Below are 23,227 nucleotides of genomic sequence, written 5' to 3' on the forward strand. Positions count from 1 at the left end.
GGCTTCTCTGTGCCTGGGCTTGCCTGGGCCTACTCGGCTGCACGCACAAAGCGAGCCTGCGCCAGTACCCCCGCCGGGCCCAACAGGCGCACTTGGTAGATACCCGGGGCCAGCGCAGCGGTATGCACCACCGGCAAAGCCGCCGTGACTACCTGGCGTAGCACTACGCGGCCGGTTACGTCGGTTACCACGGCCTGGGCCTGCGGGCCCCCAAACTCGGCCAGACGCAGCTGGTCGCGGCAAGGGTTGGGATACACCGTAATAGTCCGTCCGCCGGCAGGCACCTGGGCCGACGTAATCAGAGCATTGTCGCGGGTGATGGTACCGGCTCCGTTGAGCAGCCACTGGTCGGGGTCGACAGTGATGCTGCTAATGGTGCGGGACTCGGCCACGGCCGCCGACACCGTAGGCTGGTACTGGGGCAGTCGGATGAGGCGGGTGCTGCCGTCGGTGAAGGTAAGGCGGTAGTCGACCTCAGTGTAAAAGAAGGGCGTGACGGTGGGCATGGAGGTGGTTTCGGTGTTCTGAATGTACACCTGCCCGCCGGTCTGGTTCCAGCGCACGGCAAACGTCGGGTACCCCTCGCCCCGGAACCACTGGTCGAAGAAGTATTGGAGGGAGCGGCCGGCCTCGGCCTCGAAAATGCGTTGCAGGTCGCGGGTGCGGGCGGTGCGGCCGGCGTAGGTGCTCTGGTACGTGCGCAGGGCCCGGAAAAACTTCACGTCGTCGTTGAGCAGGTAGCGCAGCATGTGCACCACGGCCGCTCCTTTCTTGTAGGTGAGGCGGGTGCTAAAAATACGACCAACGTTGCTGGTATCGGGCACGAACACGCTGCCGCCGGGCTGGCTCATGGCGGTGCTGTGGGCCTGGTTCATCCAGCTGAGCGCCGCGGCGGGTGTGCTAAAGCGGTTCAGGGACAGGTACTCGCCGTAGGAAGCAAAGCTCTCATTCAGCCAGATATCCTCCCAGGCGCCGCAGGTTACGTTGTTGCCAAACCATTGGTGAAACAGCTCGTGGGCCGTAAGCGTGAAGGTAAAGCCGTCCTGGGTAGTCATGGTCTGGTGCTCCATGCCCCCTCCAATGGGAGATGTGCAGTGGCCGTATTTCTCGTTGGCAAACGGGTAGAGCCCCACCAATTCCGAAAAATTCTCAATAAAGCCCGGCGTACGGTCTATTTCCGTGCGGTAATTGTTCAGGGCCGCCTGGCTGTACACGTAGTTAACAATGGGGATGCGCGGCCCCCCCGCCGGGTTGGCGTAGGTCACATACTCTACGTAGGGCCCTACAGCTACTGAAATCAGGTAGTAGTCGATGGGGTTGCGCGACTTCCACTCATAGCGGACCCGGTTGTTGGGCAGCGGGGTGGTGGCGCGCAGGATGCCGTTGGAGCCCACTTTATTGGTGGCGGCGGTAGAAATCCACACGTCCGAAGAGTCGGCTTTATCGGTGAGCACCTGCTTGCAGGGCCACCACTCGTAGGCATTGTAGGGCTCGGAGAGGCTCCAGGTAGTACTGACGCCGTAGGTGGGGTCGGGGCGGGTATCGAGGGCGTTGCCGATGGCCGCGGAGTTGCCGTTGGGGGCGGTGCCCCGGTAGTAAATGAGGGCGTTGAACAGGGTGTTGGCCGCCACCGGCTGGCTCAGACCCACCGTCACGTCGCCCTGCCCCTTGCGCACCAGCCCCAGGCTGCGCCGCCCGTTCACCACCACCGAGTCGATGGTATGCGTGGAGTACAACTCAAAGGCCAGAGAATCCAGCGGCTGGCTGCCCGTTTGGGCCCGGATGGTAACCGCCCCGCTCACGCCCCGGGAGTTGTTCGTCAGGTTCAGGTCGAGTTTATAATACTTCACGTCGTAGCGGGCCATTTTCTGGCGGTGGCGCAGGGTGGCGTAGGCTGGGCGGTTGGGGGCGGTGTGGGTGCGGGCGCAGGCAGCGGCAGCCTCTCCGTGCAGGTCGGCCGGCCGGGGCTGGTAGGTGGGCACCTGGGCGGCCAGGGAGGTACTCAGCAATAAGCCACCTACCAGGAAGGCGTAAAATCGAACAAGCATTGGGCAGGGAATGGGTGGAAACGAATACCCGCGTAAGGTACGGCACAAACCACAGAAAGCGGGACTTCGAAAACCGGCAATGGCCTAACTCGTCGTATCTTTCCCTAGTTCTCCGTTACCTGCCTTGTATCGAATGTATTCCTCTACCCTTACCCGGCTACTGCGGGGCGTGTTGCTGCCCCTCCTGTTCGGCCTGTGGGCGCTGCCCCAGGCCCGCGCCACCCACATTGTCGGCGGCGAGCTGGACCTGCAGCACATAAGCGGCGACACCTACCGGCTCACCCTGAACCTGTACTTTGATGCGGTGTATGGCCAGCCAGGGGCACTGGACCCCTCCATGGTGGCCAGCATCTTCGAGAAAGGCAGCAACCGCCGCATGCTCAACCTTCCCTTACCCCAGCTCAGCAACACCCTGGTTAACTATACCAGCCCGGCCTGCTCCACCCCCGACCTGGTGACGCGCCGCATTGTGTACAGCAGCAACCTGACGCTCACGGCCCAGCAGTTTGCCAACGCAACCGGCTACTACGCCGCCGTGGAGCGGTGCTGCCGCAACAACGGCATCAGCAACATTGTGAACCCCGGCGGGGCGGCCCAAACGTTTTATCTGGAATTTCCGCCCGTTACGCGCAACGGCCAGGCCCTGCGCAACTCCACGCCCCGCATCTTTCCACCCCTGAGCGACTACGCCTGCCGGGGTGAGCTGTTTTACTACAACTTTGGCGGGCAGGATGTGGATGGCGACTCCCTGGTGTATGATTTGGTGACGCCCCTGAACGGCCATACCACGGCTACCTTCCCCAACCCCAGCTTTGCCGACTCGGCTCCGTACCAGACCATCAACTGGCTGCCGGGCCTGAGCACCACCAACCAGATTCCGGGCGCCCCCACCCTGAGTATCGGCCGCCAGTCGGGCCGGCTGGAGGTGCGGCCCACGCAGCTGGGGCTGTTCGTGTTCGGTATCCGCTGCACGGAGTACCGCAGGGGGGTGCGGCTGGGAGAAGCCCGGCGCGACTTCCAGCTTAAAGTTATTAACTGCCCCACTAACACCCGGCCCAAGGTGCTTATGCAGCTACCCGGCACTACCCGCGCCTATCAGCCGGGGCGCGACACCCTGCGCCTGACGCCGGGCAACAACCGTTGCGTAACCCTGCGCTTCACCGACCCCGACCCCACCTCGGCCCTCACCCTGTCGTTGAGCCCAGTAAACTTCAGCGCCACCCTGCCCACCCTGAGCGTACTACAGGGCACGGTACATGCCCCCGGTCTGCCCGATACCATTACCTCCCGCCTGTGCTTTCCCGACTGCTTCAACACCAAAGGCAAGGTGTTTCTGCTGGATGTAATTGTGGCTGACAACGGCTGCAGCCTGCCCAAGCGCGACACTGTGCGGGTGGCCTTCACCTCCGTACCAGACCCCAACACGGCCCCGGTACTGCGCTCCACGGCCGTGCTGCCCATCCGGGCCAGAGTGGGCGACCTGATAACCTTCGACCTGACGGCCACTGACCCTGATAACGACCCGCTAACCCTGGAAATGACAGGCAAAGGCTTCGCTCCTGCCAGCCTGGGCGCAACCATGGCCCTGGGCTCGGCGGGCAACAACCAACTGAACGGCCGCTTTAGCTGGCGCGTCGACTGCCGGGCGGTGGATAAGCCACTCTATGAGTTTGAGTTTACGGCGGCGGCATCGCCCTGCAACGACCGGCAGGCTACCACCTTACTGATACCCGTGCAGATTGACTATATCAACAAGCCGCCGGTACTGACCACCTCCTTCGCGGCGCCCATTGCAGCCGACTCCGTGACGATTGTGCGGCGGCCGGTGGGGGGCGTGTTTGAGGCTACTATGCGCGGCACAGACTCCGACAATGACGCCCTGTCTATGACGGCCACTGGCAACGGCTTCGACCTCTCGGCGGTGGGTATGACGTTCGTGCCCCGCAACGGCGCGGGTGCTGCCTCCGCCACGTTCCGTTGGGTGGGCGACTGTGAGGCTGTGCGCCGCAACGGGCTGGAGGTGACCTTTACGCTTCAGGAAACCACCTGCCGCCCCCAGCCCCGCACCCGTACCGTGCGGTTTGAGGTGGAGGCCCCGGCCGAGCAGCCCTTCCTGCCGCCCAACATCATTACCCCGTACCAGGTAGATGGTAAAAACGACTTTTTCACGCTAGATAACGCCCAGGCCAACCTGCCGCTTGACTTCTGCGACTCCCGCTTCGCCGATATCCAGATTTTCTCGCGCTGGGGCAACCGGGTTTACTCTACCTCTAACCGGGCGTTCCGCTGGAATGGCGGCGGCCTGCCGGCCGGGGTTTATTTCTACCTGATTGAATTCACGGATGGCAAGAAGTACAAAGGCACCGTGACCATTGCGAATTAAGTACCAGTGGGCAACAGATAACGGGGAACAAGCTGGCCGCGGCGCGGCTACAGGCTGGCAAATATCCGGAATGCATGACCGTCGCGCCGCGTAAGGCGCCTGAAACTTCTGGCGTCACTTGCGCGGCCACGCGGCGTTGAACTGCTGGATGCTTGCTTCACTGCCAACCTGTAGCCGCGCCGCGGCCGGTCCGTCCTCCCCCCTTTCCTGTCATTTCAATACAGAAACAAGAAAGCCGCAAACAGCGCCAGCCACACTCCGTCGATGAAGTGCCAGTACAGCGTAATCATGCGCAGCTGCAGGCGGCGGTAGGGGTTGCGGATAAATACCAGGCTGCGCACCGCGTCGCGGGAGGCGTGGTGGGTCCGTAACAGCAGGGTCATCAGAAACAGCATACCGCCCAGCAAATGTGCTACGTGCACCGCCGAAATCAGGTACACGAAGGTGCCACTGGCCATGCCCTCGAACAGGATACCATGCATGAGCAGCTCCCGCCACCCCAGTGCCTGCAAGCCCGCGAAGATGCTGCTAAGTAGGAATGTGGCACCGAGGCAACGGGCCAGGCCCCGTAAATCGTCCTGGGCGTAGAGGCGCTGTGCCTGAGCTATTACGTAGCTGCTGATCAGAAGCACGATGGTGCTGAGGGAGAAATAGCGCGGCAGCGGGTATATACCCGTAGGGGCATTCTGGTGGAAGCGGGTATAGGCGTATGCGGCAATGAGAACCACAAACAGCACCGTTATGCCGGCCAGGCCCACGTACAGCATCATCAGCAGCAAGGGCACCCCCTCCATGCGTTTGAGGGGCGAAGCCGGGCGGTTAGCGCCAACCTTGTTGCTGCTTTCAGAATCGGAGTTCATGCGGTGCGAAGACAAAAGTGCGTGCGTAGTAGCAAACCATTTGCAAACCCTTTAGTTCAGGCCACGTCTACCGTTTTTGCCAGGAGGGCTTCCTACCAAGGTACGCAAAAACTCCTGTGCCCGGCGTACGATTTTCAGGCGTTACGCACGTCAGACACAGGAGTTTACCGGGCGGGTGTTCAGCCACTTGGTACGCTCAGGATTTACTGAAAAACGAGCCGATTTTACCCAGCACCGCATTCAGGGTAATCTTGGGCGAGCGGCCGGCACCGAAGGTAACGTGGGTTTTGCCGGCCACCCGCAGATCCAGTACCAAGCCCAGCCGCAGGGCCAGGTCGTTGAGCTGCTGCAAGGGGTCGGGGCCGGCGGTTTTGGGTTTGGGCGGGGCGTTAGGGTCTTTGGTCGGGCCACTGGTAAGCTTATCGAGCACGCGCTGACTGGGAAAGTTTACGATGAGGTAGCCCCCGGAGCCCGCCACCTGAACATCGTCGCCGTCGAAGCTGACAACCAGCCGAGCTTCTATATCAAGGCCACTAGCCAAGGGACGCGGGCGTTGCGGGCGGCAGAGCACTGCTGGGCGGATTCTCGCCCCGGGTCCGAATCCGCAGGGAGCCGTTCAGCCGCCAGGTCGTCGGCGTAGCCGGGTTCTGGGGGTTGGGTACTTGCAGCTCCATCTGCTCGAAGTTAAGGGCCAGCTCAACCCCACCCGAGAGTTTGGAAAGCAGGGAAGCGGCCGTATCGGCCCAGGAAGTTGGTTGATCAGGCATACGCGGGAGTTGTGAGAATGAATGTGGGGAATATGAAGAGGACTGTACAAAATAAGCGAAGAGCCGGAGCGGCCAGGCACTTCACCGCAAACGACTTGCGCCCGGGCAAGTTACGCGCGCTCATTGGCAAGACCTTTGCCTGCTCCTTTGGCAAGCCTATGTTCTTTCTCAAATCCAAATTGTTCGGCTTGCGTATGCAGGCCCATCGGCTGGATTTCCACCCTTTGCACTGCCTTATGACCCGCTTCCTTGTTACTACGGCCGCCCTGCTGCTGGCCCTGCCGGCTGCCCAAGCTCAACCAACCACTAAATCCGTTGACTGCACCCACCCTTTTGGTTTGCTCGATAATATGGAGCGAGTGTATCAGCTCCAAGACGCCAGTGGAAAAGCGAATGGTACCCTCCGCCAGCGGGTGGTGAGCCTGGGCTCGGAACAAAACAAAAAAAAGACAGTTACCACCACTACTGCACTGGTAAAAAGCGGCACGTACGACTCCAAAAATCACCTGCAGCGCCAGCAGGATCTTATCTTCCGCTGCCGCCAGGATACCAGCTTTACTGATGGCCTCGAGGAGTTAAACCCGGAAAGCCTGCGCTCCTTCCGCGACCGGCGCTTTGCCTACGCTCCCGTGCCGCTGGCCTGGCCTAACCAGCCCACTGTAGGCTCAGAGCTGCCCGGCGGTGGCGTTTCGGTGCAGGTGAGCAGCACCGCCGTGGATATTGCCCGGGTGTACACCACCGTGCAGAAGCGGCGCATTACGGGTACTGAGTCGGTAACGACGCCGGCCGGCACTTTTGCGTGCTACCGCGTGGAAGCCGAGCGGGAAAGCGCCACCGCCGCCCGCGCCGATATGGTAATGCGTACCACCGTAAAAGTAGTGGACTACTACTCGCCCGGTATTGGAATAGTGAAAACCGAGGTGTACGACAAAAAAGGCAAGTTGGAACAGGTACGGCTGCTTACGGCCATCAATCAGGTTTCCCAGTCGGCCACGCAGCCGAAAATGAAGGAGAAGTACAAGGTCAAAAAATCGTAAGTTCAGGGCCGTAACGCCTTCTTCCCTTACTTTTTTTCTTTCCGCCATGCGCACTTTGTCCGTTTTGCCGGCCGCCCTGCTCCTTCTGGCCGCCTGCCAGCAGCAGTCTAAAACCGAAACTGCCGCTGCTCCTGCTCCTGCTCCTGCCGAAACCCCGGCCGTTACCGGCAAAACTTACGGCAGCGCCATTACCGCTGCCGGCGCGCAGCCCCTTTCGGCCCTGAACACCGTGCTCGGCGACCAGGACTCGGCGCAGGTGAAGCTGGTGGGTAAGGCCGATGCCGTATGCCAGGCCAAGGGTTGCTGGCTGACAATGAAAACGCCCGATGGCCAGGAAATGCGCGTCCGGTTCAAGGATTACGCCTTCTTCGTACCCAAAGACATCAGCGGCAAAACCGTGGTTATCAACGGCTGGGCCCACCGCGAAACCGTGCCCGTTTCCGATTTACAGCACTATGCCAAAGACGCCGGCAAGTCCGACGCCGAGGTAGCCGCCATAACCAAGCCCCAGCAGCAGCTCAACTTTGAGGCCGACGGGGTGCTGGTAGCGGAGTAGATGTTGTTGACTGTGAAGAACGTCATTCCTCCTTAAACAGCTTCTGTATTATCGAGCCCTGGCCCCTCCCGGCCGGGGCCTTTTTGTTTCGCGCAGCGTTTCGCAGTGGGTTTACGCAGTGTCTCGCAGTGCACGGCCACCGTGAAACACTGCGGCTGCCACCGCGAAACACGGCACGAAACCGGCACCGAATGCAGCTACTTTGTAGCTTGCAACCTCAACCTGCCTTCCCCTATATGTCCGATATTCAACAGCAGATAACCGCCCTTACCGAGCGGCTTCATCACCTCAACTACCAGTACTACCAGCGCGACATCAGCGAGGTGACGGATCAGGAATTTGATGAGCTACTGGCCAAATTGGCTGGTTTGGAGAAGCAGCACCCCGACCTAGCCCACCGGAACTCCCCTACCCAGCGCGTGGGCGGCACCATTACCAAGCAGTTTCCCACGGCCGAGCACCGCTACCCCATGCTCAGCCTGGGCAATACCTACTCCGAAGCCGACCTGCGCGAGTTCGACGAGCGGGTGCGCCGGGGCCTGGAAGGGGCCGACGTGGCCTACGTATGTGAGTTGAAGTTCGACGGCGTGGCCATGAGCCTCACCTACCAGCAGGGCCAGCTCACGCAGGGCGTCACGCGCGGCGACGGTACCCGCGGCGACGTGGTGACCAGTAACGTGCGTACCATCCGGAACCTGCCCCTGCACCTGCGCCCCGAGGGAGCCCCCCAGCCCCCGGAGTTTGAGGTGCGGGGTGAGATTTTCATGCCCCTGCCCGTATTCGCGGAGCTGAACCAGGAGCGCGAGGCCAACGGCGAGGCCCTGCTGGCCAACCCACGCAACGCCGCCTCCGGCGCCCTCAAGCTCCAGGATTCGGCCCAGGTAGCGGCCCGCCGGCTGCGCTTCTACGCTTACTCCTTCCTCATGCCCGGCCGCAACCAGTTTCCCACCCACAGCGCCTCGCTGGAAGCCCTGCGCGCCTGGGGCCTGCCGGTGTCGGACACCTGGCGGCTATGCGGCACTATCGAGGAAGTATTGGATTTCGTGCACCAGTGGGACAAAAAGCGGTTTGAGCTGCCCGTAGCTACCGACGGCATCGTTATCAAAGTAGATGATTTCCGCCAGCAGGAGTTGCTGGGCTTCACGGCCAAGAGTCCGCGCTGGGCCATTGCCTACAAGTACCCCGCCGAAGCCGGCCGCACCCGCCTGCAGGCCATTCAATACCAGGTGGGCCGCACCGGGGCCGTTACGCCGGTGGCCCTGCTCGACCCGGTGCCGCTGGCTGGCACCGTGGTCAAGCGCGCCTCGGTGCACAACGCCAACCAGATTGCCGCCCTCGATTTGCGCCTCGGCGACATGGTGTTCGTGGAGAAAGGCGGCGAGATTATCCCCAAGATTACCGGGGTGGATGTGGCCGCCCGCCCTGCTGACAGCCAGCCCATTATCTACCCCACCGAGTGCCCGGCCTGCGGCACCCCGCTCATCCGGCCCGAGGGCGAGGCCCACTTCCGCTGCCCCAACGACCGGGGCTGCCCGCCCCAGCGTAAGGCCAAGCTGGAGCACTTCGTGTCGCGCAAGGCCCTGAACATCGACGGGCTGGGAGCCGAAACCGTGGGCCGCTTCTTCGACCTGGGGCTGGTGACGGACGCCGCCTCGCTCTACGACTTGCCTGCCAAAGCCGCCGAGCTGGCCCAGCTGGACCGCATGGGCGAAAAATCGGTGCAGAGGCTCATGGCCGGGCTCGAGGCCAGCAAGCAGGTGCCGTTTGACCGGGTGCTGTTCGGGCTGGGCATCCGGTACGTGGGCGAGACCGTGGCCGAGAAGCTGGTGAACCACTACCGCACCATTGAGGCCCTGGCTGCCGCCACGGCCACCGAGCTGGCCGCCGTACCCGAAGTAGGCGGCGTCATTGCCGAGTCGGCGGCGGCCTGGTTCCAGGAGCCCGCCAACCGGCAGCTGCTGGAGCGGTTGCAGGCCGCCGGGTTACAGCTGGCCCTCACCGGCGAGGCCCCGCAGCCCCAGAGCGACCGGCTGGCCGGCCTCACGTTTGTGCTGTCGGGGGTGTTTGAGCAGCACAGCCGCGAGGAGCTGCAGCACCTGATTGAGCAGCACGGCGGTAAAATCACTGGCAGCATCAGTAAGAAGCTCAGCTACCTGGTGGCCGGCGACAAAATGGGCCCCGCCAAGCGTGAAAAAGCCACCTCCCTGAACGTGCCCATCATCGGCGAAACCGACCTGCTGGCTATGCTCCCAACGGATACGGACGCTCCTGAAACCCCGGAGGAAGCAGCGTCACCGGTGCCGCCAGTTGCAGGCCAGCAAGGTTCCTTGTTTTAGCACGGTGTAGAGACGCGACACGTCGCGTCTCGTCGTTGCTGACGTTGTTAAGGCCACCTTTATGGTACGGCTCCAATCATTCAACGGCGAAACGCGACGTGTCGCGTCTCTACACCATTCTGGCGGGCCTTGCAACTCATTCGGTTCGTTGCGTGTCCATTTGGCGTATCCTTCTTACTTCTAATCCACTGCATATGAAACGTTTTCTGCTTGCCGGTGCCTGTACTCTGATTTCCGTAGCCGCCGCGGCCCAGGCTACCAATGTAGTGCGGGAGGTGAAGGCAGATTTACCGGCTAAAAACACAGTTCTATCCAGTAACACCGGCGCCATAACTGCCCCAGCTGTGCCCGTAGCGCCTGTGGCAGATGTGAAGAAAACCCTGACTCAGCCCAACACCGTGCTGCTTGATGTGCGTACGCCCGAGGAATATGCCGCCGGCCACTTACCCGGGGCCCAAAACCTTAACTTCCGGGCCCCCGACGTAGCCCAGCAACTCCAGCAACTAGACCCCAGGCAGACCTACGTGCTGTACTGCGCCAGCGGCAACCGCAGCAGCAAAACCGCCGTGTTGATGCAGGAAAAAGGGTTTCGGCAGGTAGTAAATGCCGGCGCCTACGAGGAACTGAAAAAGCAGGACGTCAAGAAGTAAAGCAGCCTGTCAGTGCGAGGAGGAACCGAGGCAATCCGTTCTTTTCAGGGTCAGAGGTTTCTGAATACACCGAGCCTCTGACGCCAGTTCGCTTGTAGAGCCGCTATACTTCGCGTCTTCCAGTAGAACAGCTTGCGTTCCAACGACATCGTTCAATGCTGAGACGCGAAGTGTCGCGTCTCTACAAGAAAAGCCCCCTTCGTGCACACGAAGGGGGCTTTTGCGTAGGTTGAAGCTTTCCTCTGAAGCCGTTTAGAAAGTCTACAAATCAAAGGAACGTCATGCAGAGCACAGCGAAGCATCTCGCGTGTTGCCGTTGCAATACTATTCGGACTTCAGCATGCGAGATGCTTCGCTGTGCTCTGCATGACGCCCTGCTACTTTCTACGCAGCTTTACTCTGCCAAGTGGATATCCTATGTCCGTCTAACTTCTTGCCTCCTACTTCTACCCTAGAAGCTCTGCACGATGCTATTGTGCAGGGTGCGGGGGCTCCAGTAGCCGCTGGCAATGATGCGGCGGATGGTGTAGAGCGGGTCCTGCTGGTCGCGCTTTTCGGCCAGAATGAAGGCGGCATCCATGCCGCGCTTCTTCAGCTCGGGGATGGACTCGGGGCGCCACAGGCCGAAGGGGTAGGCGAAGTAGTTGATTTTCTTGCCGGTAATTTCCTCGAGCTTTTTAGTTGGTTCCTCAATCTGCGTCACCCAGTCCTTACCCTCGTACTTCTTCACGTTGTGATGGTCCCAGGTGTGCGAGCCGATGACGTTGCCTTCATCCGAAAGCTGCTTTACCTGCGCCTTGCTCATGTAGTTGGGCCGGCCCAGGCTCACCGTCATGATGAAGTACACGGCCTTATAGCCGTACTTATCGAGGGTGGGCCGGGCTACCGTGAACTGGTCGAGGTCGGTGTCGTCGAAGGTCAGCATGATGGGCTTGCTGGGCAGGGCCGCGCCGGTGGTGAGGTAGGCGTACAGCTGGTCGGGCAGGATGGTATGGTAGCCCGAGTCGGCCAGCATCTTGATCTGGGCCTTGAACTGCTCCACCGGCACAATGTAGTCTTTGGCTCCGCGCGAGTCCTTGGCGCGCCAGTCGCGAATCTGGTGGTAGCACAGGATGGGCACCTGGGGGCGGGCTAGCACGGTGGCGGCATCGGCGCGCTGGCCGGCGGGGATGGTAGCAGGGCTGCCGGCACTGGTGCTGGCGGCCGAGGCGTTGCCGGCCGTGGGCGTGGCGGCGGTACTGGCCGAGTCGGCCGCATCCTGGGCTTTGTTGGCTACGGCAGAAGCCTCGGAGGCCGTGGCGTTTTTGGCGTCGTTGCAGGCCGGCAGCGCGGCCAGGGTGGCAAGCGCAGCGGCCAGCACGGGGTACTTGGGGAAGTTCATGAAGAAGGATAACGCGGCCCGAACAGCGCCGGGCCGTACTTTTAAAGATGAGGGGCCGACCTTGGGCAAGGGCATTGTATCTTCGCCGCAGGACTTCCCTCTACAAATCAACCGCTAATTTTCCGCATGGACAACCTTCGTGGTACCGGCGTCGCCCTTGTTACCCCCTTCACTCCCACCCCCGACCGTGCCGTGGACTACCCGGCCCTGCGTCGATTGATTGATTTCGTCATCGATGGTGGGGTGGAATACCTCGTCATCAACGGCACCACGGCCGAGTCGCCGACCCTCACCACCGAGGAAAAGGCCGAAATTCTGCGCGTAGCCAAGGAACACGTAGCCGGCCGCGTACCGCTGGTGTACGGCATCGGCGGCAACGACACGGCCGCCGTGGAGCGCACCATCCGCAGCACCGACCTCACGGGCATTGCGGCCCTGCTCTCGGCTTCGCCCTACTACAACAAGCCCACCCAGCGCGGCATTATTGCGCACTACCAGCGTGTGGCCGATGCCTCGCCGGTGCCGGTGCTGCTCTACAACGTGCCCGGCCGCACCAGCTCCAACCTCACGGCTGCTACCACCCTGGAACTGGCTAAGCACCCCAACATCATCGGCATCAAGGAAGCCAGCGGCAACCTGGAGCAGTGCATTGCCATTGCCGCCGCCAAACCCGCCGACTTTCTGCTGATTTCCGGCGACGATATGATGACGACTTCGCTCATCAGCTTCGGAGCCGTGGGCATCATCTCGGTGCTGGCCAACGCCTTCCCCCGCCGCTTCTCCGACATGACCCGTGCCGCCCTAGCCGGCGACTTCCCGGCCGCGTCCAAGCTGCTGTTCGGCTTTGTGGAGCTGAATCCGCTGATGTACGAGGAAAGCAACCCCGTGGGCGTGAAAGCCGCCCTGGCCGCCCAGGGCTTGTGCTCGGATGCCGTGCGCCTACCACTGGTAGAGGGCTCGGAGGGGCTGAAGGCGCGAATTGCCGCCTGTGCCGAGTAGTCAGAAGAATCTAAAAACAAGAAAGGGTGGCCCAAGGCTACCCTTTCTTGTTTTTAGATTCTTAGCTGCGCGCAACAGCCTTGAATTTTCAGGTCTTTCAGAATGGTGACTACCGTATTCCCAGCAAAAACTGAAATATTCACCAGTACGACCCGCTGCAAGTCCTGGACCTTTGTGCTTCGTCAGCTGCTGCGGCCTCGGTAGCTTTCCTACCCGCCCCACATTCGGCAGCCGACGACTTAATCTGACACAAAGAATCCACATGCAGAACCCACAGCTGCCGTTACCGGCAAAAAACCCAGCAGGTAGTAACGGTACCATGCGCGCCGCCCACGTGGGCCTGCGCACGGCCCATTACACCGACACGCTCAACTGGTACACCGAGAAGCTCGGCTTTCGCATCCTCAAAGAATGGACCGTCGGGAACCTGCGGCTGGCCTTCCTTGCGCCGGCCAACGACGACGCCTTCTGGCTGGAAGTGGTATGCGACTCAGCCACGAACTCAACGCCGCCGCCGACCCTGCCGGTTACAGCCGGCTTCCATCATCTTTGCCTGGAAGTAGATGATCTGGACGCCACATTGGCGGACTTGCGGGAAAAAGGGGTGTCCGTTGTGCGGGAGCCATTCGAGGTGCCGGCCATTGGTAAGCGTTGCGGCTTTGTCACGGACCTGCACGGCAACATGCTGGAGTTTGCCGAAAACCTGAACCGCTAGCTGAAACCCACCGTCAACAGCCTCTGCATACCAATTACCCCGCAGCCCACGCGCTGCAATCCGCGAAATCCAACAAATCCGTCTAAATCCGTGATTTACCAGCCACTGGCCAGCACATCGGCCACGTGCAGGGTTTTGAGGGGCTTTTTTTCGCGGCGGATATAGGCGTCGAGGTGCATGAGGCAGCTGGTGTCGGTGCTGATGAGGTAGTCGGCACCGGTGGCCAGGGCATGTTCTACTTTCTGCTCGGCCATTGCTACGGATATGGCCTCAAACTTCACGGCAAAGGTGCCGCCGAAGCCGCAGCAGGTTTCGTTTTCGGCCATTTCCAGCCGCTCTAAGCCGGGCACAGCATCCAGCAGTTGGCGCGGAGCCTCCCGGATGCCACATTCGCGCAGGGCCGAGCAGGAGTCGTGGTAGGTATATTTGCCGCTGAGCCGGGCCTGCGGAATCGACTTCACGCCCAGCACGTCCACCAGAAACTCGGTCAGCTCAAACGCCCGGCGCTGCACCCCGTGGTAGCGGCCCGAGTCGGGCGTGCCCTCAAATAAATCGGCGTAGGTGTTGCGCACCATGCCAATGCAGGAGGCCGAGGGGCTCACGATGTAGTGCTCCTGCTCGGTGGGGAAATCGGCCAGGAACTTGCGGGCTACCTCGCAGCTCTGCTCCTTGTAGCCGGCGTTGTAGGCGGGCTGGCCGCAGCACGTCTGGTTGGCGTTGTAGTGCACCTGGCAGCCTACCCCCTCCAGCACCTTCACCATGTTCAGGGCCGTGTGCGGAAAAAGCTGGTCAACAAAGCAGGGAATGAACAGGTCGACTTGAGGGGCTTGCATGGTGTGGAGGGGCGTAAGGAGTAGCTGTCATCCTGAGCAGAGCGAAGGACCTTATGACAGGTGAACGAGTTTTCTCGCAGAGGTTCGCGGAGTGATGCGCAGAGGAAAGCAGAGGCGTTCTAGTGTAAAAAAGGCCTTCGGCTACTGCCTCAGGATGACAGGCGGGTTGAGTGACAAAGTACGGTTAATGCCCCGCAAATATGCGCTGATTCCACTCTAAGGCCTCAGCCAAAGCCTCCCGGTTCAGCTCCGGCACCTCGCCCACTGCTGCGCCGAACTCCAGGAGCCGTTCGGTGGGCATGTTGCCGGTCAGCTCATCGGCGGCCATGGGGCAGCCACCGTAGCCGCCCAGCGCACCATCAAAGTAGCGGCAGCCGGCCTCGTAGGCAGCCTGCACTTTCTCGCGCCAGGTGGCAGGCGTGGTGTGCAGGTGGGCCCCGAAGCGGATGTGCGGGTAAGCGGCTGTCAGCTCCCGGAAGGCCGGGGCAATGGTGGCCGGCGTGCTGGCCCCGATGGTATCCGACAACGCCACAATGCCCACGCCCAGCGCGTCGAGCTTCTGAGTGAACTCGCCCAGCACGGCGGGGCTCCAGACGTCGCCATAGGGGTTGCCGAAGCCCATGCTCAGGTACACCACCTGCTCCTGCCCGGTGCGGGCGCACAGCTCCTGCATGCGGGCTACGTCGTCGAGGGCCTGGGCAATGCTTTTGTTGGTGTTGCGCTGCTGGAAGGTTTCGGATACTGACAGTGGAAAGCCGATAAACCGGATCTGCGGGTGCTGGGCGGCGGTTTCGGCCCCGCGCAGGTTGGCCACAATGGCCAGCAGCCGCGTGCCCGACTGGCTCAGGTCGAGCCCTTCCAGCACCTCAGCCGTATCGGCCAGCTGCGGAATGGCCTTCGGCGACACGAAAGAGCCGAAGTCGAGCGTGTCAAACCCCACCCGTAACAGAGCGTTCAGGTAGCTGATTTTATCGGTGGTTGGAATGAAGGTGGGCCAGCCCTGCATGGCGTCGCGGGGGCATTCGGTGAGGTGGAGCATGGGCAGGATGGGTGGTGAAGTTGCGAAGTTGTGAAATTGTGATAGAACCCGCGCCATTGGGAACGACACACTTCCCTGGATGGTGGCTGTGAACTGCTGGACGGAGGGTGGTGCGGGATTGACGGTGGCCTTTCGTAGGAAGCCCCCGGACGAAGGATACCAGAACCATCAGAGCGTGTTCGGAAATGTAGAAGGATTCATACTTGATCTGGTGTCCGCTTGTTGAAGCATGACGTTCCAATGGTGAGTTTAGTAAATCCAAACACGCTCTTACTTCACAACTTCACCTTTCGCAACTTCACCACTTACCAAAGAACTACTCCGCTCCGGCTGGGGTTTATCCTACTACCAACTACCTCCTTCCTACTTCCCATTGATGCTGCACCGCCTTCGTGCCCTGCCCGCCGTTCTGTTTGTCCTATTTCTTACCGCCTGCAGTCAAAGCCAGACGCTGCAGGGAATCTTCCAGCAAAGCACTCCGCACGAGGCCTATGCCCGTAAGCTGAAACAGGCCGGCCTGGCCGAAACGGCCCTGGGCCGCGACTGGCTGCGGGCCGCCGACCAGGCCCTGCGCGACTCGCTGGTGGTGAAGCTACCGTTCCAGGAAGCCGGCTTTTTCCCCGCCGACCGGGCCGTGGCCACCGGCTTGCGCTACCAGGTGCGGCAGGGCGAGGCCATCCATATCAGCCTCACGCTGGCTCCCGGCACCCAGGCTCCCAAGGTATTTGTGGATGCCTTTGAGCTGAACCCCGACCGCTCGGCCCCACGCCCCCTGGCCTCGGCCGATACCGCCGACCTGAGCTTCCGCTACGTGGCTGAGGCCGACCGCCAACATGTGCTGCGGGTGCAGCCCGAGCTGTTACGCGGTGGCCGCTATACCCTGCGCATCCGGCGCGAGCCCAGCCTGAGCTTTCCGGTAAAAGGCAAGTCGGACGTGGCCGTGGGCTCGTTCTGGGGTGTGGACCGGGACGGCGGGGCCCGCCGCCACGAGGGCATCGACATTTTTGCCCAGCGCGGCACGCCGGCCGTGGCTGCCGCCAACGGCTACATCACCCGTGTGCAGGAAACCCCGCGTGGGGGCCGGGTGGTATGGCTGGCCGACACCGACCACGGCCAGCACCTCTACTACGCCCACCTCGATAAGCAACTGGTACAAGCTGGCCAGCAGGTGAAGCCCGGCGATACGCTGGGCCTGGTGGGCAATACCGGCAACGCCAAAACCACCCCGCCCCACCTGCACTTCGGGGTGTACCGCAACGGTGCCGTGGACCCGTTCCCCTTCGTGCGCCGCGCCGATGCCCTGACGCCCGCCCCTAAAGTATTGCCGGCCCGCCTGGGCCAATGGGTGCGGGCCCGCGAGGCCAGGCTAAGTTTGCGCCGCACGCCGGCTACCACGGCCACTACAACTGCGGCTGCTACCCGCGCCACTCCGCTGCTGGTGCTGGGGGCCTCCGCTGAGTGGCTACGGGTGCAGCTGCCTGCCGGCCGCACGGGCTTCGTGCCCACCAAAGCCGTACTGACGGCCGCGCCGTTGCGCCGCGAGAATCTAGCGGCCGTGGCCGAGTTGCGCTCCTTTCCCCTGCCCGAAGCCCCGACCATTGCCTCCCTGCCGGCCCAAACAGCCGTAGCGGTACTGGGCGAATTTGGAGGCTACCGTTTGGTGCGCCAGGCCGATGGCCGTACTGGCTGGGTAGCAATACGACCAGCATAGGGCGGGCACTCACTACCAGTTGGCACATGCTCGTCCTGGCATCATGCGAATGATTTTCTTCTGCCACACCAATTTCTTCACCTGAGCTTCATGCATGAGGGTATACGTTTGAGCCGGTGATTGGAGTAAAGAACGCGGAGTAGCTTTTTACCGGAAGCTGTTCCGCGTTTTTCTTACCCTACCTACCGACCGCCTCCTCACGAGCCTGGTTTTTTCAGCATCAATGCACAATTCATGCTCAGGGCACATACATTTTCCGTCGTTCTACTTTCCTTGGCCCGCTAAACCGGCCGAGGGTTTACCTTTTCTATCCTCCGGGCACTCCCGGCTACCACAGATAGCTGCCTATAGCCCGCCAAAAATGGAACAAGCCCCGCCTACTACCAAGTAAGCGGGGCTTGTTCCATTTTTGGCCGAATCCTTACTCGGCAATAACCACAGCCCGACCCAGCTTTTTGGAGTATGCCAGGCGCCGCTCCCGGCCATCAGCAGCCGGATAGTCAAAGCCTACGGCGCGGGCATCCTCCTTTACCGACGTCCAGGATTGCGCGTCCACATTTTCGGGTTGAGTGGCGGTGCGGGGTACGGCGGGCTGCACAAACCGGTCGTCGCGGAAAAAGCTGTTCATGCCCTGCAGAATGGCAATTTCCTTGTCGCGCACAGTGGCAGCCTGCGGGTCGTCCAGGTCTCGCTCATTAATAAGTGCGGTGGCGGGCATTACCTCTTTGCGCAGGGTGTCTCCGGTGGGGCTAATGATGATAAAATACGCTTGAGCGGTAGCAATTTTTGGCCCCCGCAGTTGCAACACAAAATTATCTTTTGACTTGGTGGTTGAGAAATTATGGGCAGCATTTACGGTGCGCAGCACGGTGCGCTCCGATACGCGGCCCCGGTTGGCCTCCGGCGTGGGGGTGAAAACCCGGTCGGCATTTTTGGAAGTCCCTACCTCACGCTCCGTATTGATACAGGAGCTCAGCTGGAGCATAGAAAGCGCCCCAACGGCAGAGAGTACAAGCTTTTTCATGAAGGAAGAGTAAACCATCGTCAAATCAGTTCGGCAAAATACAAAAACTACCAAGAGCCGAAAGTTCAGTAGATGCCTGGAAGACCAGAATAAACACGACTGCCGCAGCAGCAAAGAGGGTGGCGCTGCCAATTGACAAAAACCTTGGCTGCTTTGGGCCTTTTTACGGGACTAACGGCCCATTCGGATGCACCGAACAGACTTTTTTCAGCAGTTTTTAAAACAAGCCCATCTCCAGGCCGAACAGCCAACGCGGAAGCTCAGCATACGCCGGACTGGCGGAAGTGGTAAACGTATCGGAGAGGCGGTAACGCCCAACCAACGCATATCTGCCAGCCCCCAGGCGGCTTCCTACTCCGTAGGACCAGCGCCGCACATAGCTCAGCCCCCGCTCAATTGTTACCGTACGCGCGCTACCGCCGAAACCGGGCTGGTCCAGGGTGTGGTGGGAAGTAGCCATAGCCCAGCCACCCCAGCCACTAACATCCAGATACCGCCCGACAACGTTACCGCGGCGCCCGAAGCCGAGCCGGATAAAGGGCTCCAGCTGAAGCTGCGAAAAAACCAGCGACTCCTTTCGGTGCAGGGTAGCCGTAGGCAGCTGTTTGCGGCTGTTCTGTTCCAGCGCGTATACCAGCCGGGCGTAGCGGAAATCAAATCCGGTGGATACGGCTTTGCTCAGCCGAAACTTATACCGGATACCCGCAAAGGGCTCAGCGGAGGTGAAATACCGTAAGTCGGCGCCGGGGCCGGCCGGCCGGCCCACCACGGGAGCATAGCCAAGAAACACATGCTGATAGAACTGCCGGTTGGGACCATAGTCTACCTGCATCGAATCGGTGGCGGGGTCGGCCCGGAAGAGCACCCGTTGCGCCTGTACCTGGGCAGCGGCCATGCAGGCCAGCACCATTCCCCCGGCAAATAGGCCTGTTTTCATCGTGCAGAATAGGTTTCGGTATATCCCCGGTAATGGACACGCACGGTATTGCCGCTTTTGAACCGGTACAGCGGCACCCGCAGTATTGCCCGTTGGGTAACCTCCAGCACCTCGTAGCGTAGCGGGTGCCCGGCAGCATCCAGCAGCTGCCAGTACACATAATTGGGTGGTACCGGGGCGGCTACCTCATCGGCCTGGGGTGGCTGGGGAGCCCGGGCCTGCTCCTGCCCTACGGGGGCTACCCGCGGCGCTTCGGCGGGGGTAGTGGCCTGCACCGAATCGGCAAAAAGCGGGAGAGTACGCGCCGGCGTATACGCTGCCTCAGCCCGGATAATTACTTGGACGGTAGAATCCTGACGCACAAAATCGAATGTAGGCGCTGCCGGCCCGCTCGGGCCGGCATGTAGGAAATGACGGGCCTGGGGTAATCCGTATCCATGGGCGTAGTCGAAGTACGGGTACAGCCGACCCGACGCCTGAATTTGGCGGAACAGCTCCATGGCCGATAAATTACGCTGCTGCTGCCAGGCACAGGCAGCAAAACCAGCTACCAGCGGGCTGGCAAAAGAGGTGCCTTCGGTGCGGGTGTAGCCACCCGGCACGGCCACAATGGCTATGCCAAAGGCCGCTACGTTCGGCTTCAGGCGCTTGCCAGGAGCCGGGCCGTAACTACTGAACTCAACGTGCAGGTACGTATCCGGGTCGAGCCCTCCAACGGCCAGCACCGAGTCGCCATCGGCCGGGGTGCCCACCGTGCGCCAGCGGGGGTCGTCGCCGTCGTTGCCGGCAGCATTTACCACCAGTATACCTTTGCGGGCGGCCAGTTCGGCAGCCCGGGCTACCAGACTGGTGCGGCCGTTCATCTGTTCCGGGAAATACCGACGGTCGGTGTAGCCCAGCGAGGAGTTAATGATATCGGCCCCGTTGCGGTCGGCCCATTCGGCGGCGGCCAGCCAGGCTTCTTCCTCCCGGTACCGCTCCCGGTACATCTGCTCGGTACGGGCCAACAGGAACTCGGCGTTTGGCGCCAGCCCCAGGTACGAACTGTCGGGCAGCTGACCGGCAATGCAGGAAAGGACCTCCGTACCATGGTTTCCCCCCTGGTACACATAGGGCGTTCGGCGCAAAAAATCGTAGGTAGCCACAATGGCCTGTCGCCGCCGCAGATGGGCAAACGCCGGATGCTGATCGGTGCCGGTGAAGCCCACATCGAAGATGGCAATGCGCATGCCCTTGCCGGAAAGATTGGCCCGGCGGAAGTCGGCCGCACCCAATGCGGCCGTTTGCCGCCGCGCCAACGACCGGTCGGCCGCCGTAAGGGGCCGGGCGGCCATGGCCCGGCCAGCCGGTACCGCCGCCGCCTCCGGCCACTCGCGTACGCTCTGCACACCCGGCAGCTGCCGCAGGCGGGCAGCCTGCGCTGCTGTTGCCCGGCAGGCAACCCCGTTCAACCAGCGGCTAACCAGCGTGACGGTATCGGTGGTGCGTTCTACCAGCGTCAGCAAATCCGGCCGAACCGGAAAATCGGTGCTGTCAGCGGCCGGCAGATGCTGCCGCTGCCGCCGGGCCTGCGCCGCCGGGCTGAAATACACCTCAGGCCGCAACGACTGCCCGGCTTTATTGCAAAAAGTAACCCAAAACCGGCTTGCGGAAGGCGTAGACTGCGCAGAAACCGACCACGGCAGCAACAGTAACACCCATAATGTGAGGCGGAAGCGCAAGTGAAAATCGAAAATAAGCGTACAGGTATTTTGTCTTCCAAGGTACAGCAAAGCCGTCAATCAGTCCACGGTAGATTTACTGCCCCCTCATGGCAGTGGAAATACCCGGAATGTAACTCGTCTATTCAGAGGTGCGTTGTAGCTCACTAAAAGGATACAGTACACGTTTTTTTCACGCTGAATTTTTTCCCATGAAATATTCCCTCTTGACACCCATGCTTCAGACGATTTGTGGAATTGCTCTGCTGTTTGGTACGGCAAATTGTATTTCGCAAAAAAAATACGCGGCCCTGCAAAGCCAGTATACAGATGCTACCCGCTCCCGGGAACAACTGCAGGCAGAAAAGAATGCATTGGAGCAGGAAAAAGCCCGCAATGAGGAAGCCTTACGCACTAGCTTACTTTCTAAAAATCAGCAGGTAAACCAGTTAAACTCCAGCCTCAGCGGAGCGCAACAGGAAAATTCCCAGCTTTCGGCCGATTTACGTAGTAAGGAGCAACGGATTGCCGAAATGCAAAGAATTCTGGACCAGAAAGATGCAGCAGTAAAAGCATTGCGCCAGAAAGTAGGTGACGCCTTGTTAGGATTTAATGCCCAGGATTTGCAAGTGAATGTAAAAAACGGGAAAGTGTATGTGTCACTTTCGGAGCAGCTGTTGTTTAAATCGGGCTCAACCAAGGTTGACCCTAAAGGTCAGGAGGCTTTGAGTAAACTGGCAGCCGCACTTAAAGGTAATCAGGATGTAAACGTGCTGGTGGAAGGCCACACCGACAATGTGCCCGTAGCCAAGGGCACCGCTGGTATGCGCGACAACTGGGACCTAAGTGTACTGCGAGCCACTGAAATTACCCGAATTCTGACCCTGGCGGGCTTGCCGGCTTCGCAGGTTACGCCCTCGGGAAGAGCTGAATATGTACCCGTTGCTGTAAACGATTCCCCAGCCAACAAAGCCCTCAACCGCCGTACAGAAATAATTCTGACTCCAAAACTGGACGAGCTGTTTCAGATTTTAGAGCAGAACTAACTCTATCCTAGCATTGCCTGTGTGGTAGAGCATCCAGGTGCTGATTCATGCATTTTACGTTGCCTGCATACCGGTTACGGATGCAAATTGCTTTCTGCAGACTGAGCAACTGGAAGCTTCTTTCCCGTTGCTAAATTCTCAGGAACCTTATTTGGCAGATATGCGTATGCGGAGCATATTTAAAAATAAACCCTTTATTGCAGCCTATATCAGCAGTAACTATAAAATAAATCCGGTGTGGCAACCCTAGTCCACATATTCGAATTACAGGGTAAATTGTTTGTCTTCCCGAAGAAATCAATCAACTTTGAGCTTTACATTTCTCTCCAAATAAATTTCTCGCCCCATGGCAACTGCTGACCTAAACAAGCTGCAACAAATTCTGGCTAACGCGGAAGACAATGACGCGGTCCTGAATCAAATTCGTAAACAGGTTGCAAAAGTTAATGAGCTCATGACGGAGCTCAACTCCATGCTCGCACCTGATTACAAAGTAGCTAAAAAGGAGCGTAAGCCCCGCACCGTAAGTGCCACCGGCAAACGCCCCGGCCGTCCAAAGAAAAACGCCAGCGCCGAATAGTTTTGGCGGTATAACTGATTATAAAAAGGAGTCCGGTTGCGCTGGCAACCGGACTCCTTTTTATTTCGTGGCCCCAAGCTTCTTAGCTGGCTACCAACCCAAACTTTTGCAGCAACTGCCACGCGCGCCCATCGTGGCGGAACAGCGCCAGCTCAGTTAGCTCCAGGTGCGCCGCGTAGCTACGCTCGGCAAACAGGGCTTGCAAGGCGGGCACCTGGGCGGCTGGCAGGTCGCGGGTGGCCAGCGTAACGTGTGGCACGAAAGGCCGGGTGGGCACCGGCACCGCGGGCAGGTGCTGGCGGCAGTGCTGGTACAGGGCAGCGTACAAAGCCTGCACACCGTCGGTCTGCGTTACCGGCAGATACAGCGTGCGGCCCCCGAACCACGCGAAGTTGCGCAGTACGGCAGTGCACCCGGGCTGGTGGGCCGCAAAATTGTGAAGTAGCTGCCGGGCCGCCGGCTCGAATGGGGCCGGCTGCCGGAGCGGCGGTATCAGGGTGATGTGAGGCGGCAGCCGGAGCGCATTGCGGCTGCCCGTCAGGCGGTGCACCTCCTGTTTCAGCGCCCACACCTCCTGGTTGGCCGGCTCGGGTATTAGCAGCGTAACCAGGTAGGGGTCCATGCG

General features: G+C 60.6%; 21 protein-coding genes. 10 read left to right on the top strand and 11 right to left on the bottom strand.

All coding sequences use genetic code 11. The features are described 5' to 3' along the window. Window positions 1-29: 29 nt before the first annotated feature. On the bottom strand, window positions 30-2,048 hold the full coding sequence (locus EI290_RS20895; RefSeq protein ID WP_125433593.1) for a M1 family aminopeptidase: 2,019 nt from the start codon (window positions 2,046-2,048) through the stop codon (window positions 30-32). A gap of 133 nt (window positions 2,049-2,181) precedes the next feature. Between EI290_RS20895 and EI290_RS20900 the strand changes: the two genes are divergently transcribed. Beyond that, a complete protein-coding gene (locus EI290_RS20900; RefSeq protein ID WP_125433594.1) occupies window positions 2,182-4,431 on the top strand; it encodes a gliding motility-associated C-terminal domain-containing protein in 2,250 nt (749 codons plus the stop codon). 215 nt (window positions 4,432-4,646) lie between these two features. Here EI290_RS20900 and EI290_RS20905 read toward each other — a convergent pair whose 3' ends face one another. From EI290_RS20905 to EI290_RS20915, 3 genes are all read right to left on the bottom strand, one after another. Beyond that, window positions 4,647-5,291 carry a cytochrome c oxidase subunit 3 gene (locus EI290_RS20905; RefSeq protein WP_125433595.1) on the bottom strand — a complete coding sequence of 215 codons (645 nt, stop codon included), beginning with the start codon at window positions 5,289-5,291 and terminating at the stop codon, window positions 4,647-4,649. Between the two features lie 196 nt (window positions 5,292-5,487). Then, complete coding sequence (locus EI290_RS20910) at window positions 5,488-5,832, bottom strand: hypothetical protein (protein ID WP_125433596.1); 345 nt, start codon at window positions 5,830-5,832, stop codon at window positions 5,488-5,490. Then, window positions 5,825-6,058, bottom strand: coding sequence for a hypothetical protein (locus EI290_RS20915; RefSeq protein WP_125433597.1), 234 nt, complete (start codon window positions 6,056-6,058; stop codon window positions 5,825-5,827). Before EI290_RS20915 ends, EI290_RS20910 begins: the two co-directional genes overlap by 8 nt. Before the next feature lie 236 nt (window positions 6,059-6,294). On the opposite strand from EI290_RS20915, the gene EI290_RS20920 reads away from it, so the two are divergent. The 4 genes from EI290_RS20920 to EI290_RS20935 all read left to right on the top strand — a co-directional run bounded on the left by EI290_RS20920 (window position 6,295) and on the right by EI290_RS20935 (window position 10,637). Then, window positions 6,295-7,095: a TapB family protein gene (locus EI290_RS20920; RefSeq protein ID WP_125433598.1), complete on the top strand. Its 801-nt coding sequence runs from the start codon at window positions 6,295-6,297 to the stop codon at window positions 7,093-7,095. Between the two features lie 46 nt (window positions 7,096-7,141). Then, window positions 7,142-7,651 carry a DUF4920 domain-containing protein gene (locus EI290_RS20925; protein ID WP_125433599.1) on the top strand — a complete coding sequence of 170 codons (510 nt, stop codon included), beginning with the start codon at window positions 7,142-7,144 and terminating at the stop codon, window positions 7,649-7,651. 236 nt (window positions 7,652-7,887) lie between these two features. Next, window positions 7,888-9,987: an NAD-dependent DNA ligase LigA gene (ligA, locus tag EI290_RS20930; RefSeq protein WP_125433600.1), complete on the top strand. Its 2,100-nt coding sequence runs from the start codon at window positions 7,888-7,890 to the stop codon at window positions 9,985-9,987. A 194-nt stretch (window positions 9,988-10,181) separates the two neighbouring features. Continuing rightward, window positions 10,182-10,637, top strand: a complete 456-nt coding sequence (locus EI290_RS20935) for a rhodanese-like domain-containing protein (protein WP_125433601.1) — start codon at window positions 10,182-10,184, stop codon at window positions 10,635-10,637. A gap of 451 nt (window positions 10,638-11,088) precedes the next feature. Here the strand turns inward: EI290_RS20935 and EI290_RS20940 are convergent, their stop codons facing one another. Continuing rightward, entirely contained in the window at window positions 11,089-12,018 is a 930-nt protein-coding gene (locus EI290_RS20940; RefSeq protein ID WP_125433602.1) for a polysaccharide deacetylase family protein, read from the bottom strand. A gap of 126 nt (window positions 12,019-12,144) precedes the next feature. Between EI290_RS20940 and dapA the strand changes: the two genes are divergently transcribed. Beyond that, window positions 12,145-13,017 (top strand): 4-hydroxy-tetrahydrodipicolinate synthase, encoded by an 873-nt coding sequence (gene dapA, locus EI290_RS20945; RefSeq protein ID WP_125433603.1) that lies wholly within the window; start codon window positions 12,145-12,147, stop codon window positions 13,015-13,017. Window positions 13,018-13,336: 319 nt separating this feature from the next. Then, entirely contained in the window at window positions 13,337-13,732 is a 396-nt protein-coding gene (locus EI290_RS20950; protein ID WP_185817103.1) for a VOC family protein, read from the top strand. A gap of 95 nt (window positions 13,733-13,827) precedes the next feature. Here the strand turns inward: EI290_RS20950 and EI290_RS20955 are convergent, their stop codons facing one another. Continuing rightward, a complete protein-coding gene (locus tag EI290_RS20955; RefSeq protein WP_125433605.1) occupies window positions 13,828-14,565 on the bottom strand; it encodes a (Fe-S)-binding protein in 738 nt (245 codons plus the stop codon). 184 nt (window positions 14,566-14,749) lie between these two features. Continuing rightward, window positions 14,750-15,604: a hydroxymethylglutaryl-CoA lyase gene (locus EI290_RS20960; RefSeq protein WP_125433606.1), complete on the bottom strand. Its 855-nt coding sequence runs from the start codon at window positions 15,602-15,604 to the stop codon at window positions 14,750-14,752. Window positions 15,605-15,980: 376 nt separating this feature from the next. Between EI290_RS20960 and EI290_RS20965 the strand changes: the two genes are divergently transcribed. After that, the gene (locus tag EI290_RS20965; protein WP_125433607.1) at window positions 15,981-17,315 is read left to right on the top strand and encodes a M23 family metallopeptidase; all 1,335 of its coding nucleotides are present in this window, start codon (window positions 15,981-15,983) and stop codon (window positions 17,313-17,315) included. A 421-nt stretch (window positions 17,316-17,736) separates the two neighbouring features. Here EI290_RS20965 and EI290_RS20970 read toward each other — a convergent pair whose 3' ends face one another. The 3 genes from EI290_RS20970 to EI290_RS20980 all read right to left on the bottom strand — a co-directional run bounded on the left by EI290_RS20970 (window position 17,737) and on the right by EI290_RS20980 (window position 20,997). Continuing rightward, on the bottom strand, window positions 17,737-18,339 hold the full coding sequence (locus tag EI290_RS20970; RefSeq protein ID WP_125433608.1) for a hypothetical protein: 603 nt from the start codon (window positions 18,337-18,339) through the stop codon (window positions 17,737-17,739). Window positions 18,340-18,556: 217 nt separating this feature from the next. Beyond that, on the bottom strand, window positions 18,557-19,276 hold the full coding sequence (locus tag EI290_RS20975; protein ID WP_125433609.1) for a hypothetical protein: 720 nt from the start codon (window positions 19,274-19,276) through the stop codon (window positions 18,557-18,559). Next, window positions 19,273-20,997, bottom strand: coding sequence for a S8 family serine peptidase (locus EI290_RS20980; RefSeq protein WP_125433610.1), 1,725 nt, complete (start codon window positions 20,995-20,997; stop codon window positions 19,273-19,275). Before EI290_RS20980 ends, EI290_RS20975 begins: the two co-directional genes overlap by 4 nt. Window positions 20,998-21,188: 191 nt before the next feature. On the opposite strand from EI290_RS20980, the gene EI290_RS20985 reads away from it, so the two are divergent. Both EI290_RS20985 and EI290_RS20990 read left to right on the top strand, forming a co-directional pair. Further along, window positions 21,189-22,022 (top strand): OmpA/MotB family protein, encoded by an 834-nt coding sequence (locus tag EI290_RS20985; protein ID WP_246009023.1) that lies wholly within the window; start codon window positions 21,189-21,191, stop codon window positions 22,020-22,022. Window positions 22,023-22,368: 346 nt separating this feature from the next. Further along, the gene (locus EI290_RS20990; RefSeq protein WP_125433611.1) at window positions 22,369-22,602 is read left to right on the top strand and encodes a hypothetical protein; all 234 of its coding nucleotides are present in this window, start codon (window positions 22,369-22,371) and stop codon (window positions 22,600-22,602) included. Between the two features lie 82 nt (window positions 22,603-22,684). On the opposite strand, the gene EI290_RS20995 is transcribed toward EI290_RS20990, so the two are convergent. Further along, window positions 22,685-23,224 (bottom strand): 2'-5' RNA ligase family protein, encoded by a 540-nt coding sequence (locus EI290_RS20995; RefSeq protein WP_125433612.1) that lies wholly within the window; start codon window positions 23,222-23,224, stop codon window positions 22,685-22,687. Window positions 23,225-23,227 lie beyond the last annotated feature (3 nt).

Source organism: Hymenobacter metallilatus (assembly GCF_003944705.1).
In the GTDB taxonomy this organism is placed as follows: Bacteria; Bacteroidota; Bacteroidia; order Cytophagales; family Hymenobacteraceae; genus Hymenobacter; species Hymenobacter metallilatus.

Bases quoted from the DNA above. Each gene is read 5' to 3' on its own strand.
- EI290_RS20895 (WP_125433593.1), bottom strand. From the start codon at position 2,048: ATGCTTGTTCGATTTTACGCCTTCCTGGTAGGTGGCTTATTGCTGAGT.
- EI290_RS20900 (WP_125433594.1), top strand. From the start codon at position 2,182: ATGTATTCCTCTACCCTTACCCGGCTACTGCGGGGCGTGTTGCTGCCC.
- EI290_RS20905 (WP_125433595.1), bottom strand. From the start codon at position 5,291: ATGAACTCCGATTCTGAAAGCAGCAACAAGGTTGGCGCTAACCGCCCG.
- EI290_RS20915 (WP_125433597.1), bottom strand. From the start codon at position 6,058: ATGCCTGATCAACCAACTTCCTGGGCCGATACGGCCGCTTCCCTGCTT.
- EI290_RS20920 (WP_125433598.1), top strand. From the start codon at position 6,295: ATGACCCGCTTCCTTGTTACTACGGCCGCCCTGCTGCTGGCCCTGCCG.
- EI290_RS20925 (WP_125433599.1), top strand. From the start codon at position 7,142: ATGCGCACTTTGTCCGTTTTGCCGGCCGCCCTGCTCCTTCTGGCCGCC.
- ligA (WP_125433600.1), top strand. From the start codon at position 7,888: ATGTCCGATATTCAACAGCAGATAACCGCCCTTACCGAGCGGCTTCAT.
- EI290_RS20935 (WP_125433601.1), top strand. From the start codon at position 10,182: ATGAAACGTTTTCTGCTTGCCGGTGCCTGTACTCTGATTTCCGTAGCC.
- EI290_RS20940 (WP_125433602.1), bottom strand. From the start codon at position 12,018: ATGAACTTCCCCAAGTACCCCGTGCTGGCCGCTGCGCTTGCCACCCTG.
- dapA (WP_125433603.1), top strand. From the start codon at position 12,145: ATGGACAACCTTCGTGGTACCGGCGTCGCCCTTGTTACCCCCTTCACT.
- EI290_RS20950 (WP_185817103.1), top strand. From the start codon at position 13,337: ATGCGCGCCGCCCACGTGGGCCTGCGCACGGCCCATTACACCGACACG.
- EI290_RS20955 (WP_125433605.1), bottom strand. From the start codon at position 14,565: ATGCAAGCCCCTCAAGTCGACCTGTTCATTCCCTGCTTTGTTGACCAG.
- EI290_RS20960 (WP_125433606.1), bottom strand. From the start codon at position 15,604: ATGCTCCACCTCACCGAATGCCCCCGCGACGCCATGCAGGGCTGGCCC.
- EI290_RS20965 (WP_125433607.1), top strand. From the start codon at position 15,981: ATGCTGCACCGCCTTCGTGCCCTGCCCGCCGTTCTGTTTGTCCTATTT.
- EI290_RS20970 (WP_125433608.1), bottom strand. From the start codon at position 18,339: ATGAAAAAGCTTGTACTCTCTGCCGTTGGGGCGCTTTCTATGCTCCAG.
- EI290_RS20975 (WP_125433609.1), bottom strand. From the start codon at position 19,276: ATGAAAACAGGCCTATTTGCCGGGGGAATGGTGCTGGCCTGCATGGCC.
- EI290_RS20985 (WP_246009023.1), top strand. From the start codon at position 21,189: ATGAAATATTCCCTCTTGACACCCATGCTTCAGACGATTTGTGGAATT.
- EI290_RS20990 (WP_125433611.1), top strand. From the start codon at position 22,369: ATGGCAACTGCTGACCTAAACAAGCTGCAACAAATTCTGGCTAACGCG.
- EI290_RS20995 (WP_125433612.1), bottom strand. From the start codon at position 23,224: ATGGACCCCTACCTGGTTACGCTGCTAATACCCGAGCCGGCCAACCAG.